Origin of the sequence: Halomonas sp. AOP22-C1-8, from assembly GCF_052378905.1 — a bacterium.
GTDB lineage: Bacteria > Pseudomonadota > Gammaproteobacteria > Pseudomonadales > Halomonadaceae > Vreelandella > Vreelandella citrativorans.
Genome location: NZ_JBQSYD010000004.1, coordinates 76,207 through 90,488, shown reverse-complemented (window position 1 = coordinate 90,488; position 14,282 = coordinate 76,207). Strand labels below are relative to the sequence as shown.

The following is a 14,282-nucleotide window of genomic DNA, read 5'->3' as shown; positions in this document are numbered from 1 at the left end:
ATGTCGTCTCTCCTGCAGCCGCTTACCCAGCCTGTTCGGCCACACCGTTATCGGGTGAGTTATCGTCGGGCAGGTAAAGCGGTCCCTTCTGACCGCAACCCGCGACGAATAAAGCGATGATCGCGATAAGCGCTAATGTTTTCATGCCTGACCCTGCCGTAACGAGAGCGCCTCGCGGGCACGCTGTGCTGCGGCACGCACCTGATTGGGCGCCGTACCGCCAATGTGATTACGCGCGGCCACCGAGCCTTCCAGCGTCAGTACGTCAAAAACATCCTGCTCGATGATAGAGGAGAACTGTTGAAGCTCTTCCAGACTCATTTCCGAGAGATCTTTTTGGGTTTTCAGGCCGTAAGCAACCGACTGACCGACGATTTCATGGGCATCGCGGAAGGCAACACCTTTACGGACCAGGTAGTCGGCAAGGTCGGTGGCGGTAGAGAACCCACGCCGCGCCGCTTCATACATGCTGTCTTTTTTCGGCTCAATGGCAGGCACCATATCCGCGAACGCTTTCAAGCAGTCGCGCACCGTATCCACCGCGTCAAACAGCGGCTCCTTATCTTCCTGATTATCCTTGTTGTAGGCCAGCGGCTGCGACTTCATCAGCGTCAGCAGGCCCATCAAATGACCATATACGCGGCCTGTTTTACCGCGTACCAGCTCCGGCACGTCAGGGTTTTTCTTCTGCGGCATAATGGAAGAGCCGGTGCAGAAGCGGTCAGGCAGGTCGATAAAGTCAAACTGGGCGCTGGTCCACAGCACCAACTCTTCGCTCATGCGCGACAGGTGCATCATCAAGATGCTGGCAAAGCTGGTGAATTCAATCGCGAAGTCGCGATCCGATACGGCATCCAGCGAGTTTTCCGCCGGGCGATCAAAGCCCAGCAGCTCTGCGGTGACGTGGCGGTCAATCGGGTACGTAGTACCCGCCAGCGCAGCGGCGCCCAGCGGCAGTACGTTAACGCGTTTACGGCAATCCAGCAGGCGCTCATGGTCACGGGCGAGCATTTCCTGCCAAGCCAGCAGATGATGACCAAAGGTGACCGGCTGGGCGGTTTGCAGGTGGGTAAAGCCGGGCATGATGGTATCGGCTTCGCGGTCGGCAAGCTCGATCATACCTTCGCGCAGGCGCTTTAATTCCACCTCAATGACGTCAATCTCGTCGCGCATAAACAGGCGGATGTCGGTCGCTACCTGATCATTACGCGAACGACCGGTGTGAAGCTTCTTGCCAGTGATACCGATCTTGTCGGTCAGGCGTGCTTCGATATTCATGTGGACGTCTTCAAGCGGCACCGACCAGTTAAATTCGCCGCGCTCGATTTCACCTTGAATTTCGGTCAAACCGTTAATAATCGCGTCGCGTTCTTCGCCGGTCAGCACGCCTACGCGGCTAAGCATGGTGGCGTGGGCAATAGAGCCCTGAATATCCTGGCGCGCAAGGCGCTGGTCAAAGGTGACAGACGCGGTAAAACGCGCCACAAAGGCATCGGTAGGCTCGCTGAAGCGACCGCCCCAGGACTGATTCGTAGCTTGGCTCATCGGAGGTATATCCTGCTGACAAAACAAAAGAGTCGATGGCGGAAAGTGTAACAGAGTCATTGCGCTTATGGCTTGAGTTCGGGCCGCCCACATTTGCAGAATAATGGCGTTTGGCCCGCCGAGCACTTATCTTTAAGGCAATTCTTTAAGACTGCTCTTGGAGACAGCTCTTGGAGACAGCTTTTGAAGACAGTGGCTTAAAACAGCTTCTTAAAAACAGCCAGTTATTTTTACTGTGCGCCCGGGTGCTTTATGATGAGACACATCATAGCTTGACGCGCCGCGTCAGCGGCAAAGGGAGAATAACGTGTCATCCATCACCAAACTGCGTATTGCTACGCGGAAAAGTCAGTTGGCCATGTGGCAAGCCGAGCACGTCCGTGACCGCTTGATGGCTGCCCATGAGGGCCTTGAGGTTGAGCTGGTCGCGCTCTCTACTAAAGGCGACAAAATTCTCGACACCCCTCTGTCTAAAATTGGCGGCAAGGGGCTATTTGTTAAAGAGCTGGAAGACGCCATGCTGGATGGCCGCGCGGATATCGCCGTCCACTCGATGAAGGATGTCCCCATGCTTTTCCCCGAAGGCTTAGGGCTTTCGGTTATTTTAGAGGGCTCAGACCCTACCGATGCGTTTGTATCCAACCATTATAAAAGCATCGATGAATTGCCTGAAGGGGCCAAAATAGGCACCGCCAGCCTGCGTCGCGGACTCCAACTTCGTGAAGCTCGCCCTGACCTGCAAATTCTCAGCCTGCGCGGCAACGTGCAAACCCGACTGGCCAAACTGGATGATGGTGAATTCGATGCCATTATCCTGGCGACCTCTGGCTTAAAACGCTTGGGCCTTGAAGAGCGTATTGCCCAGGCACTGCCGCCGGAAGTGTGCCTGCCCGCCTGCGGCCAAGGCGCGCTGGGCATTGAGTGCCGCCTGCATGACCCGGAACTGATCGGCCTGCTGGCCCCGCTGGATGACCCGGACACCGCCACCCGCGTACGTGCAGAACGTGCCATGAACACGCGCTTGGAAGGCGGCTGCCAAGTACCGATTGCCGGTTTCGCGGTGCTCGACAAGGCCAATGAGACGATGTGGCTGCGCGGGCTGGTGGGCAACCCTGAGGGCACCGAAGTATTGCGTGCTGAAGGCCGCGGCTCAATGTACGAGCCTGAAGCACTGGGCATCCGTATTGCCGAAGAGCTGCTTGACCAGGGTGCAGGCGATATTTTGGCCGAGGTCTACGGCAATCACGTATGACACAGCCAGTGCTGATCTGCCGACCAGGCAAGCGCGGTGAAGTGCTTGCCAATACGCTGCGCGCAACGGGCGCTTGGGTAGAGCCAATGGCGGTGATGAGCCTTCAAGCGCTACCAGAAGACCCGCTGATGCGCCGTGTCTGGCTGGATATTGACCAGTACGACAAAATAATAGTGGTTAGCCCCTTCGCAGCCCTGTGTTTAGGTAACGCGTTGGACCGCTACTGGCCACAGCTGCCCACTGGCATTGCTTATTATGGCGTGGGGAGCGCTACGGCAGAGGCACTGTTTGACCAGTTGGGCGTACGGGTACGCATCCCATCAGCAGCGGCTGACAGACCCGGTGCTGACCAACAAAAGGCTGGAAATGAGCGCGGCGATAACACCAGCGAGGCACTTTTAGCGCTCGCCTCACTGAAGAATGTCGCACATCAGCGGATATTACTGGTGGCGGGAGAAGGTGGCCGAACGCTACTGGCCGAGACGCTGACAGAACGCGGTGCTCAGATGACCCGGGTCGCTGTGTATCGGCGCATTTTTCAGCCGCCTTCGGCCTCACTCCAGGCCCGCCTTGCTACGGGAGATTTTCGAGCACTCATCGTCACCAGCAGCGAACTGCTCGAACATCTGGCAAAATGGTGTGATCAAACAGCGTTGAACCAACCGCTAATCGTTTCCAGTCAGCGTTTAGCTACACTGGCCGGTACACTGGGTTTTTGTGACCTCAAGGTGGCGTCGGGAGCAACGCCAGCTGCCCTTGCAGCTGCGTTGGGCAGGTCCTGTAATCCTATGGGTGCCGATGTCGATCAAGGAACTTAATTAAGGGCTAGCGACAGATGAGCAAACAACCAAACGACCAGGAAGACGTACAAAAAGCGTCCGCCGACGCGCCTCAAAAAAGCGCCACGCCGGGCGAAACTGCCGCGTCTACCTCAACTCCCTCGCCATCAAGCGCGGTTGAAAGCAGCCCACCCGCAAGCTCGGCTGCCGAACCATCAAGCAACGCGCCTAAAAATGCTAGCTCTCGTCGGCGTGGCAAAAACAGCGGCAAACCTGACGCGGCCTCTGCCACCGCCCCCCCTCCCAGTACGACGCCTAACAGCGAAAAATCGACAGCCAGCGTTACAGAACCTGCCACGGCTAAGAAAGATCCCGATGGCAATACGGCAACGCCCAATCGCCCCTCCGGTAACGGTGGAAAAGGCACAACGCCGCCTCCCCCAAGTGGAGGTGAGCAGCATAAAGGCCGCAAAGGCGGCCTGTTAGCCTTGGTGTTGGTACTGGTGCTGGGCGTGGCGCTTATTGTAGTGGCCTGGCAGGGCTGGCAACGCCTTGATAGCCAGCAACAGCGCATCAATGCGTTAAGCCAACAGACCGACAGCAGCGCGACGCAGCAATCCGTGAGCGAGCTTGAATCACGCATTGAAAGCAGCGAACGCGAACGTACCCAGGCCCTTGATGGCACGCTGGAAGAGTTACGCAGCGAGCTTGATAGCTACCGCAGCGACGTCAACAGCACGCTGGATAACGTGCTGAACCAGCTTTCCCAGACGCAAGATACCGACGACCGCGACTGGCTACATGCAGAAGCGGCCTACCTGCTGCGCCTGGCAAATCAGCGCCTCCAGCTTGAAGGCGATGTTGACGGTGCTGCTGCGCTGCTGCGTACCGCCGACGCCCGCCTGGCGGATGCTGACAACCCGGCGCTAACCGCCGTGCGTCGTGACATCGCTAACGAGCTTGCCGAACTGGATGGCGTGCCGCGTGTGGATCGTACGGGACTCTATCTAGCGCTTAATGCGCTACAAGAACGCGTTTCCAGCCTGCGTCTTTCGCAGGAAGTGGAAGAGCGCGCCGTCACCTCCGGCATTGAGCAGCCGCCTACCGGCAACTTCCAGCGTCAGCTGGCACGTTTTGGTGAAGAGCTTAAAGACCTGATCGTGATTCGTCATCACGACGAACCGATGGAAATGCTGGTCACTCCCGAGCAAGAGTCGTACCTGCGCCAAAGCCTGCGCTTGATTCTTGAGCAGGCCCAGCTTGCCCTGTTGAAAGAGGAGCAGCCGCTGTATGAAGCCAGCATCGATAAAGCGCTGGAATTACTTAACGGCTACTACGACCTGGACAGCGACGCCACGCAAAGCGTGATCTCGCGCCTTCAGGAGCTTAAACAGGCCGACATTGAGCCGGAACTGCCGGATATCAGTGCCTCCCAGCAGGCCATGACCCAGTTTATTGAAAACCGCTTCAGGACGCGCCAGCAAAATGGCGAAGAGGGAGGTGATGCATGAGAAAACTTATTCTCCTGCTGGTCGCGGGCCTAGCCGTCGGCGCCCTGTTTGGGCACCTGATGATGTCGGTACCTGGCTACTGGTTAATTCGGGTGGGTGATACGTCCGTCCAGACATCGTTCTGGTTTGGTCTGATTCTGCTGCTGGCCGCCTTTATTGTGGTGCATTTTGCGCTGCGTCTGCTGACCGGCATTATTCGTCCTGTGGGCCGTTTCCGTACCTGGAATAGCCGTGCGCGTAATCGCCGTGCCATGAAGCGTACCGTGCGTGGTCTGGTCGCCTTGACGGAAGGCCGCTGGAAGAAAGCCGAAAAAACCCTGGTCCACGCCGCTAATGACTCCAGCACGCCGCTGGTTAACTATCTGTCGGCCGCCCTTGCAGCGCACTACCAGGGCAATCACACGAAGTCTCAAGAGCACTTGAACCAGGCACAACTCACCACCGAAGGCGCCGACACGGCCATTGGTTTGATGCAGGCGCAGCTGATGATTGATCGACAGCAGCCTGAAGAGGCGCTAGCCATTTTGAATCGCCTGGACAGAAAGCTAAGCGACCACCCGCAGGTGCTAAAACTGCTCAAGCAGGTGCACCTAAGCGTCAACGATTGGGAAGGCCTACGCTGGCTGCTGCCACGCCTGGCTGCCCAAAAGCTGATTGCCCAGCAGGAGCGCGAACAGCTTGAGTTCAAGGCGTACCGTGAGCTGATTGTTTTTGAAGCTAAAAACCCCGGCAATATTGAGCGTGTTCGCGGCCTCTGGGCAGACATGCCCGAGTACCTGCGTAGCAATACCGAACTGGTCGTGCTGTATACCGATGCGCTGGTTCAGTCGAACGAAGAGAGCATCGCCGAGCGCCTGCTGAACCACTCGCTGGATCATCACTGGGATGCCCGGCTGGTGAAGCGCTACGGCCTGCTTAACGTACACGCAGCACGTCAGTTGGCAAAAGCTGAAAAGTGGCTGCAAGAGCGCCCCAACGATCCCGAGCTACTGCTGACCTGCGGCCGCCTCTCGCTGCGTACCGGCAAGTGGGAAAAAGCCCTGGAGTACTTTGAAGCCAGCCAGCGCCAACGCCCCAACGGCGAAGTGTGCGCCGAACTTGCGCGTCTTTACGCAAGCCTTGGTGAACACAATAAAAGCCAGCTTTACTACCGTCACAGCGTAGAAATGCTGGCCCAGTCACTGCCTTCGCTTCCTCAACCCAGCGATGCCAGCGACAGCCAAAAACCGGATACAAAAGCGGCTAAAAAACGCGCTTAACGTGACTCACGTAAAACGGGAGCCCTTTTGGGCACCCGTTTTTGTTTCTACCTACCGTATAGCTCTAGCTGGTCTAACTAACCCATCAATGTCGCTAGTCGATATAGTCAGGCGCGCTGGTAGGACGATCTTCCGGCAGCGTATCTCGCACATCGGCCACCTTGTCAGCATTTAACTCACCGCCTTCATTACCCCAGGCCGAGCGCACGAAGTTAGCGACTTCAGCCACTTCATCATCAGAAAGCCGCCAGGCAAAATCGGGCATGGCCAACGCTTCCGGCCGCTTCTCGGTCGAAGGCATACGGGCACCGGACAGAATCACGCGAATGATCCCGGTGGGATCCTCGGCATTGACCAGCGAACTGCCCACCAAGGACGGAAAGACCTGCGAGGCGCCTTTACCATTGGCAAAGTGGCAGGCATTGCAGTTATCCAGATAGAGCCGGGCGCCGGTATTACCGTCTACATCGGCGTGGGTCAGCATCGCCTGGGTCTGCTCGGCGGCCTGTTCATCGCGCGGCGCCTCGTCACCTTCCCCTGCGGGCAGCGATTTGAGATAGCCTGCGATGGCATACAGGTCGGCCTCTTCCAGATGCGATGTACTGTGCGCAACTACCGAAGTCATCTCCCCGACTACAGCGCTATGATCATTGCGTCCGGTTTCCAGATAGACAACGATATCCTCTTCGTTCCAGCGCTGAAGCGGATGGCGCTGATTGCCGCTACCCCGTAAATTCGGCGCGTACCAGCCTTCCAGCGTTTCTCCACTCAGGAAGTCACTGCCCTCATCGTTCATGGCCTTTTCCTGGAAAAACAGCCCGCGCGGCGTATGGCAACTGCCGCAGTGGCCTAACCCCTGTACCAGATAAGCCCCCCGATTCAGCTCATCACTTCGATCACTAGAGGGCGTGAAAGGTTCAGAGGACACGAAAAGCCAGTTCCAAAGCCCGATACCCCAGCGCTGATTAAACGGAAAGCTCAGATCTGTGCGCTCCGGCTGATTCGATACCGGCGCCACGCCTTCCATAAAGTAGGCATAGAGGGCGTCAATATCGTCATCGGTAATTAACGAGTAGGACGGATACGGCATGGCTGGATACAGCTTTTTGCCATCATTACGTACACCATCGCGCAGCGCCGCGGCAAACTCATCGCGCGTATAGTTGCCGATCCCGGTCTCCGGGTCGGAGGTAATATTGGTCGAGAAAATCTCCCCAAAGGGGCTTTCAACCGCCAGGCCGCCTGCAAAAGGTTCGCCACCCGGCGCGGTATGGCAGGCAACGCAATCGCCCGCTCGGGAAAGGTACTCCCCGCGCTCTATTTCGGTCTGGTCAAACGCCACGCCTTGTGCCGCCACGCTTAACAGACCCACGCCCGCCAGCCCTTGGCGCCATTGTCGATGAATCATCATGATCGCTCTCCTTAGGCTTGGACCAGAGGTCCGGGGTTGAGTAGATACTGCTCGCGAATTGCTGTGGCCGACCAATAAGCCAAAGCGCCGACCAGCCCCGTGGGGTTATACTGAATATTCTGCGGAAAGGCACTGGCACCCATCACAAATACGTTGTGGACATCCCAACTCTGCAAATAGCGATTCAGTGCGCTGCTGGAAGGGTCGGTGCCCATGATCGCGCCACCGACGTTATGAGTTGTCTGGTAAGGGCGGACGTCATAGCGTGAATCGAAATCCTTGAACGAGAGCTTGTAGTCATCCGGGCCCAGCGCCTTGGAGAGCGTGTCGATTTTCTGCTTCATGAACTGGGTCATGCGCACATCGTTTGCTTTCCAATCAAACGTCATACGCATAAGCGGGCGCCCATGGTCGTCGGTATAGTTGGGGTCAAGGTCCAGATAGCAGTCGCGGTAGGCCATGTTGCTGCCATGGGAACCAATCGTCATGGTGTGACCATAGGTTTCCTGCACGGCCTGCTTCCAGCCAGCGCCCCAGCTCGGCGCATCTGAGCGCAGCGGCATGTTGCGAATCGGCTGCCCATTGGTCATCGCGGCATTGATATACGAGCCGCCAATGAAGCCCTCCTGGGCAAAATCGATCTGTTCAACGCCGTAGTCGTTAACGATCTCACCATTGCCGCCTGCGCCAATAAAAGGGTTGAACTCTTGATCCTTGAAGTAGAGCGTTGAGCCACCGTTCATCTGATAGGCGTAGTTCTTGCCGACCACGCCCTCACCGCTTACCGGGTCATAAGGGGTACCGATACCCGATACCAGCATCAAATGTACGTTGTGGAGCGAGTAAGCGCCCAACACCACCAAGTCAGCCGGTTGGAAGACTTCAGAGCCCTCGCCATCGATGTAGGTCACACCGGTGGCTTTCTTGCCATCGCTATCAAGCTCCACTCGGAGCACTTCACTATTGGTCTGGTAAGCGAAATTTTCACGCCGCTTGAGTACGCCCAGAATACAGGTCTGGGGCGAGGACTTGGAGTAGTTCAGACAGCCATAGCGTTCGCAAAAACCGCAGAAGTTACACGGCCCAAGCTGCATGCCGTAAGGGTTGATATACGCTTCTGAAGCGTTAGCAGCGGGCAAGGGAAAAGGGTGTAGCCCCTGATCACGCGCCATATCAGCAAACAGCGTGTCGTTAAAGGTACGCGCGAGCGGCGGCATGGGGTACTCGTTTGAGCGCCATCCCTCAAACGGGTTGCCGCCTTCCTGAATATCACCATTCAGATTACCCGCTTTACCGGAAATACCCGCCACTTTCTCAAAATAGTCGAAAAAGGGCTCCAGCTCGTCGTAGCTAACGCCAAAATCCTGAATGGTCATTTCGTCAGGAATGATATCGGCGCCGAAATTCTCCTCGACATAGCTTTTAAGACGCAGTTCCTGAGGCTGTGGCCGCCAGGTATGTCCGTTCCAGTGCACGCCGGCCCCACCCACCCCATCACCGGGTAGAAATGAACCCAGGCTGCGATAAGGCACCGCCATATCACCCAGGCCATGACGAACCGTCAGCGTGCTTTTAGCCGGACGCTGCATCAATTTATAGCGTACGCCATAAGTCAGCTCATCGGCGATTTTCGGGTAGGCAAAGTCCGGCACGGTATCGCGGTCTTCACCGCGCTCAAGCGCCAGCACGTTCAGCCCTTCGTCTGTCAGCTCCATGCCCATGATCGAACTGGTCCAACCCAGACCAACCAGTACAACATCAACCGGTGGATTTGTTTTCGCCATGCTTATCCCCTTTCGCCGGTAAGGCTGACCGGCCCTAATGGATATTTGACATTGTGTTGGTCGACCCACTCCAGGTACGCCCCCCGGGCACCAGGGAAGCCGATGAACTTCCAAGCGGCCATGTGCTTGTTGCCGCCATGGATGGGGTCGGCAAAATAGCCTTCCTTGGTGTTTTGCAGCAAAAAGGCAAAAAACTGGCGGGCACTGACATGCTCAAAAGTAATGTTTTCCCGCTCAAGCTGCTGCAACACCTCTTCCTGCGTGGCGTTATCCAACGCGGCGAACGCCTGCCCGTATTGGCGTACACAGTAGTCATGCGTGGCGGCAATCCCCGCCCGGTAAACCTCCCGAGGGAGCAGTGGCGACTGATAGCCCATCAATGGTGATACATTGTCAGGAAAAGGGCCTTTCATATACCAGTCAGTGGCATACCCAAAGCTGCCTTCCATCTGCCTGTCGATAAAGATGGGCACATTGGTTTCCAGGGCACCGGGGCCAGGCCCATCGCTGGGAATCAACCGGTCGCAGGCCGCGAGCATAAAAACCCATTCGTCTGCATCAAAAAAGACCGGCTGATAGTCACTTAACTGTTCTGGCGGTTCGCTGGCGGAAGCGGTGAGTGAAACGCCGCTCCCCAAGGTGATGGCAGGAATGCTGGTTAACGCTCCCTGCATAAATCGTCGGCGCGATTCATTTTTAAGACTCACGGACCTGCTCCTCTTTGCTTTGTTAAATCACGGTATTTTTATTGTTAGATATCGGGCTAATTCAGTCAGTCTAGTACATGACATCTTGTTTAGCAGGTTAACGATAAGCTCGCCCTTTGCTCTACAAATCCAGAGGGTATAAAGAGTTAAGTAGTGATTTTGAAATAGCTGCAAATAAAAACGCCCGGTGCTTAAACCACACGCCGGGCGCAAAAAAAGCAATGAATTAAAAAAATTTAAGGCGATGCGTCCTTGAGAGATTGCTGTTCAGCCTCCGTAGGCACCGGCAGCTCTGACGTACAGTGTCCGCAGCGGGTCGCTTTGATAGGCACCGTCATATAGCAGTAGGGGCAGGGCTTTTCGACCGGACTTTTGGGCGCCTCTACCTCTTCACGCTTTAAGCGGTTGATAGTCCTCACCAGCATGAAGACCACAAAGGCAACAATCGTAAAACTGACGACCGCATTGATAAACAGGCCAAGGTTGAGGGTCACCGCACCATCTTCCTGAGCCGCCGCAAGTGTGGGGTACGGCGCTGACGTTGCTCCCTCTCGAAGCACGACAAACAGGTTAGAGAAGTCGATACCGCCGACCAACAGGCCGATCACCGGATTCATGACATCTTTTACCAGGCTTTGCACAATCAGTGTAAACGCGCCGCCGATAATGATGCCCACCGCCATGTCTACCACATTGCCTTTAACGGCGAACTCGCGGAACTCCTTGAAAAACCTCGCCATTGATGCCTCCTTGCGTATTCAGGTTATGAGCTTATAGCGATTTTGCGTGAAAAGCCTTTGGGTTCAATGACTTATTAAAACGACACTGAATGTTGAAAAAACGTTTCGCTAATCACTGACACCCGCTTAGTATCGGTATTTACCGCCTTTAAAACGACCTCAAGCATTCTATTTGCAACACCCGTTGCATTGCCTTTCAGATTGCTTTGTCAGTATAAGCGTCATTCGTGCCAATATGCAGGCAAGCAGCACGTATCTAGCGCAGGGACTCAAAACAAGACACCAGCGACATAGAACGATAATAAAAAGAACATCAATGATGTTAGGTGATAGAGGTAAAGACCATGACCACCGATCAATCCAAAAAAACCATGCCAGTAGGTCACTCGCACATACCGCAAACGCTCGGTTTTCTGCTGCTGGACAACTTCACCCTCATTTCGCTGGCGTCAGCGATTGAACCACTGCGTATGGCAAACCAGTTGGCGGGGCGAGAGCTTTACCGCTGGTATACCTTGACTCAGGACGGTGCACCGGTGCGCGCCAGCGACGGCCTTAATGTGACGCCGGACGCCTCTATCCATGCGCCACTCTCACTTGATTGGGTGGTCGTATGTGGCGGGGTCGCTCCTCAGCACAGTGTTAGCCGCGAGCATATTCAATGGCTACAGGCTCAGTCGCGCCAGTTGCGACGCTTGGGTGCTATCTGTACCGGTAGCTGGGCGCTGGGTCAGGCGGGTTTACTGGATCATTATGAAATCAGCATTCATTGGGAGTGCCTGGCCTCTCTTCAGGAAGCCTTTCCGAAAGTCGTCCTGACGACGCGGCTGTTTTCCATTGACCGTGACCGTTTCACTGCCTCGGGCGGCACGGCGCCGCTGGATATGATGCTCAACCTGATCGCTCACGATCACGGCAAGGAGCTTTCCGCCGGTATTTCCGAAATGTTCGTCTATGAGCGTATGCGCAACGAGCAGGATCAGCAGCGCGTGCCGTTAAAACACGTGCTGGGTACGACGCAGCCCAAGTTGCTGGAAATCGTCGCGTTGATGGAATCCAACCTTGAAGAGCCGCTTGAGCTTGATGAGTTGGCAAGCTATGTCGATGTTTCCCGCCGCCAGCTGGAGCGACTGTTCCAGCGTTACTTACACTGTTCGCCTTCCAGGTATTACCTAAAGCTGCGCCTGGTCAGGGCACGCCAACTGCTCAAACAAACGCCTCTCTCGATCATTGAGATTGCCTCGGTATGCGGCTTTGTTTCTACCCCGCATTTTTCCAAGTGCTATCGGGAATGTTTTGGTATTCCGCCACGCGATGAGCGCCTGGGCATCCATACACGCCAAAAAGCGCCGGAAAAAATTCCTCCGCTGCTGAAGCGCTGGGGAGCAGAACCTGTCAGCAACGAGCCGGCATCAAGCGCGCTGCTGGCTCTGGCCTATGCCCAGGGCGAACCCACCTTTGCCAGCGTTCCGCTTGGCTAAACGGGTGTACCACCGCTGAACTAGAGCTGCCGCAAGGCGGCTCTTTTTTTTGTACCGTGTTTTCTGCTTATTCACCAGGCTTCCTGTGCCTGCATTTCTCATGATGACGCTTTTGGAATTTCCATCGTCGTTTCCAAGAGCAGATAGGCACCACCTCAGCGCTATGCTCCCTACATAAACAATTCAGGAGCCACGTTATGAACCCTGCCGAATTACACCAGGACGCCATCGTCATTGACGGCCTAATCATTGCCAAATGGAATCGCGAACTGCTGGAAGACATGCGCCGTGGCGGCCTGACGGCAGCCAACTGCACTGTCTCGGTTTGGGAGGGGTTCAAGGCAACGGTGGACAATATTGTCGCCTCCAACAAACTGATGGAAGAGTGCAGCGACCTGGTTCGCCCGGTGCGTACCACCGCCGACATCATGCGCGCCAAGGAAGAGGGCAAGACCGGAATCATCTTTGGTTTCCAGAATGCGCACGCCTTTGAAGATCAGATCGGCTATGTCGAGATCTTCAAACAGCTCGGCGTGGGCATTGTGCAGATGTGCTACAACACCCAAAACCTGGTCGGTACTGGCTGCTACGAGCGTGACGGCGGGCTGTCCGGCTTTGGCCGCGAGATCGTTGCCGAAATGAACCGTGTGGGTATGCTGTGCGATCTTTCCCACGTAGGCGCCAAGACCTCTGAAGAAGTCATTCTTGAGTCCAAAAAGCCGGTGTGCTACTCCCACTGCCTGCCCTCCGGACTCAAGGAACACCCGCGCAACAAGTCGGATGCAGAGCTCAAGTTCATCGCCGACCACGGCGGCTTTGTCGGCGTCACCATGTTCACCCCGTTCCTCAAGAAGGGCGTTGACTCGACCATCGACGACTACTGCGAAGCGATTGAGTACATCATGAACATCGTGGGTGAAGACGCCATCGGTATCGGCACCGATTTCACCCAAGGCCATGACCAGAACTTTTTTGAGTGGCTGACCCACGACAAGGGCTATGCCCGCCGCCTGACCAGCTTCGGCAAGATCATTAATCCCGAAGGTATCCGTACTATCGGCGAATTCCCCAACTTGACAGAGGCGCTTCTCAAGCGCGGCCTGAGCGAATCTCAGGTCAGAAAAATCATGGGCGAGAACTGGGTTAGAACCTTGAAGGATGTGTGGGGCGAATAAGTACATGCACAGCCTGTACTGCCGTTCGATGAGACCCTGGAAGCCACTGAATAACTCAATGTCTTTTGAATAAATATAAGTGTAAGGAATACAACCGTGACCAAAACCGCCCCCGAACTCCCGATTGACGTCGACAGCGAAACCGGTATCTGGACAACCGACGCGCTGCCGATGCTGTATGTCCCGCGCCACTTCTTCGTCAACAACCACGTCGCCATTGAAGAGGCCCTGGGTGCTGAAAAATACGCCGACATCCTCTACCAAGCGGGCTATAAAAGCGCTTGGCACTGGTGTGAAAAAGAGGCCGAACTCCACGGTATGGAAGGCGTGGACGTGTTCGAACACTACATGAAGCGTCTTTCGCAGCGCGGTTGGGGCATCTTCGTGACCGAAGAGATTGACCTGAATGCAGGCACGGCCCGCGTACGCCTTGAACACAGCGCCTTCGTGTATCAGATGGGCAAAGTGGACCGTAAAATCGAGTACATGTTCACCGGCTGGTTTGCCGGTGCCATGGACCAGATTCTGAGTGCGCGTGGAAGCTCGCTGCGCACGGTTGCCGAACAGACCCAAAGCGGCGCCGAAAAGGGCTGTGAGTACGGCCTGTTTGTTGTCACGCCCAAGAACTGAGGATCGCT

Annotated in this window: 13 protein-coding genes; 7 read left to right on the top strand and 6 right to left on the bottom strand. The window is 55.9% G+C overall.

The genetic code is table 11. The features are described from left to right. Positions 1 to 22: 22 nt before the first annotated feature. Positions 23 to 145, bottom strand: a complete 123-nt coding sequence (gene lptM, locus ACT3TY_RS03560) for an LPS translocon maturation chaperone LptM (RefSeq protein WP_087110450.1) — start codon at positions 143 to 145, stop codon at positions 23 to 25. Beyond that, positions 142 to 1,545, bottom strand: a complete 1,404-nt coding sequence (gene argH, locus ACT3TY_RS03555) for an argininosuccinate lyase (protein WP_444627352.1) — start codon at positions 1,543 to 1,545, stop codon at positions 142 to 144. The genes lptM and argH overlap by 4 nt, the downstream gene beginning before the upstream one ends. Positions 1,546 to 1,852: 307 nt before the next feature. On the opposite strand from argH, the gene hemC reads away from it, so the two are divergent. Genes hemC through ACT3TY_RS03535 form a run of 4 tightly spaced genes read left to right on the top strand, consistent with a single transcriptional unit; the run spans position 1,853 to position 6,346 of the window. Beyond that, positions 1,853 to 2,797 (top strand): hydroxymethylbilane synthase, encoded by a 945-nt coding sequence (gene hemC, locus ACT3TY_RS03550; protein WP_172116837.1) that lies wholly within the window; start codon positions 1,853 to 1,855, stop codon positions 2,795 to 2,797. Next, on the top strand, positions 2,794 to 3,615 hold the full coding sequence (locus ACT3TY_RS03545; RefSeq protein WP_172116836.1) for a uroporphyrinogen-III synthase: 822 nt from the start codon (positions 2,794 to 2,796) through the stop codon (positions 3,613 to 3,615). The genes hemC and ACT3TY_RS03545 overlap by 4 nt, the downstream gene beginning before the upstream one ends. A 17-nt stretch (positions 3,616 to 3,632) precedes the next feature. Further along, entirely contained in the window at positions 3,633 to 5,087 is a 1,455-nt protein-coding gene (locus ACT3TY_RS03540) for a uroporphyrinogen-III C-methyltransferase (protein ID WP_444627351.1), read from the top strand. After that, a complete protein-coding gene (locus ACT3TY_RS03535; protein WP_444627350.1) occupies positions 5,084 to 6,346 on the top strand; it encodes a heme biosynthesis HemY N-terminal domain-containing protein in 1,263 nt (420 codons plus the stop codon). Before ACT3TY_RS03540 ends, ACT3TY_RS03535 begins: the two co-directional genes overlap by 4 nt. 94 nt (positions 6,347 to 6,440) lie before the next feature. Here ACT3TY_RS03535 and ACT3TY_RS03530 read toward each other — a convergent pair whose 3' ends face one another. The 4 genes from ACT3TY_RS03530 to mscL all read right to left on the bottom strand — a co-directional run bounded on the left by ACT3TY_RS03530 (position 6,441) and on the right by mscL (position 10,988). Next, positions 6,441 to 7,757, bottom strand: coding sequence for a c-type cytochrome (locus ACT3TY_RS03530; RefSeq protein WP_216657974.1), 1,317 nt, complete (start codon positions 7,755 to 7,757; stop codon positions 6,441 to 6,443). 11 nt (positions 7,758 to 7,768) lie between these two features. Beyond that, a complete protein-coding gene (locus tag ACT3TY_RS03525; protein WP_172116833.1) occupies positions 7,769 to 9,541 on the bottom strand; it encodes a GMC family oxidoreductase in 1,773 nt (590 codons plus the stop codon). A gap of 2 nt (positions 9,542 to 9,543) precedes the next feature. Next, entirely contained in the window at positions 9,544 to 10,248 is a 705-nt protein-coding gene (locus tag ACT3TY_RS03520; protein WP_172116832.1) for a gluconate 2-dehydrogenase subunit 3 family protein, read from the bottom strand. 236 nt (positions 10,249 to 10,484) lie between these two features. Beyond that, a complete protein-coding gene (mscL, locus tag ACT3TY_RS03515) occupies positions 10,485 to 10,988 on the bottom strand; it encodes a large-conductance mechanosensitive channel protein MscL (protein WP_192526881.1) in 504 nt (167 codons plus the stop codon). A gap of 344 nt (positions 10,989 to 11,332) precedes the next feature. On the opposite strand from mscL, the gene ACT3TY_RS03510 reads away from it, so the two are divergent. From ACT3TY_RS03510 to ACT3TY_RS03500, 3 genes are all read left to right on the top strand, one after another. Continuing rightward, entirely contained in the window at positions 11,333 to 12,469 is a 1,137-nt protein-coding gene (locus ACT3TY_RS03510; RefSeq protein ID WP_444627349.1) for a GlxA family transcriptional regulator, read from the top strand. A gap of 197 nt (positions 12,470 to 12,666) precedes the next feature. After that, positions 12,667 to 13,644 (top strand): dipeptidase, encoded by a 978-nt coding sequence (locus ACT3TY_RS03505; RefSeq protein ID WP_172116829.1) that lies wholly within the window; start codon positions 12,667 to 12,669, stop codon positions 13,642 to 13,644. Positions 13,645 to 13,740: 96 nt separating this feature from the next. Continuing rightward, positions 13,741 to 14,274 carry a DUF5943 domain-containing protein gene (locus ACT3TY_RS03500; protein WP_192526879.1) on the top strand — a complete coding sequence of 178 codons (534 nt, stop codon included), beginning with the start codon at positions 13,741 to 13,743 and terminating at the stop codon, positions 14,272 to 14,274. Positions 14,275 to 14,282: the final 8 nt, after the last annotated feature.

Bases quoted from the DNA above. Each gene is read 5' to 3' on its own strand.
- lptM (WP_087110450.1), bottom strand. From the start codon at position 145: ATGAAAACATTAGCGCTTATCGCGATCATCGCTTTATTCGTCGCGGGT.
- argH (WP_444627352.1), bottom strand. From the start codon at position 1,545: ATGAGCCAAGCTACGAATCAGTCCTGGGGCGGTCGCTTCAGCGAGCCT.
- ACT3TY_RS03545 (WP_172116836.1), top strand. From the start codon at position 2,794: ATGACACAGCCAGTGCTGATCTGCCGACCAGGCAAGCGCGGTGAAGTG.
- ACT3TY_RS03540 (WP_444627351.1), top strand. From the start codon at position 3,633: ATGAGCAAACAACCAAACGACCAGGAAGACGTACAAAAAGCGTCCGCC.
- ACT3TY_RS03535 (WP_444627350.1), top strand. From the start codon at position 5,084: ATGAGAAAACTTATTCTCCTGCTGGTCGCGGGCCTAGCCGTCGGCGCC.
- ACT3TY_RS03530 (WP_216657974.1), bottom strand. From the start codon at position 7,757: ATGATGATTCATCGACAATGGCGCCAAGGGCTGGCGGGCGTGGGTCTG.
- ACT3TY_RS03525 (WP_172116833.1), bottom strand. From the start codon at position 9,541: ATGGCGAAAACAAATCCACCGGTTGATGTTGTACTGGTTGGTCTGGGT.
- mscL (WP_192526881.1), bottom strand. From the start codon at position 10,988: ATGGCGAGGTTTTTCAAGGAGTTCCGCGAGTTCGCCGTTAAAGGCAAT.
- ACT3TY_RS03510 (WP_444627349.1), top strand. From the start codon at position 11,333: ATGACCACCGATCAATCCAAAAAAACCATGCCAGTAGGTCACTCGCAC.
- ACT3TY_RS03505 (WP_172116829.1), top strand. From the start codon at position 12,667: ATGAACCCTGCCGAATTACACCAGGACGCCATCGTCATTGACGGCCTA.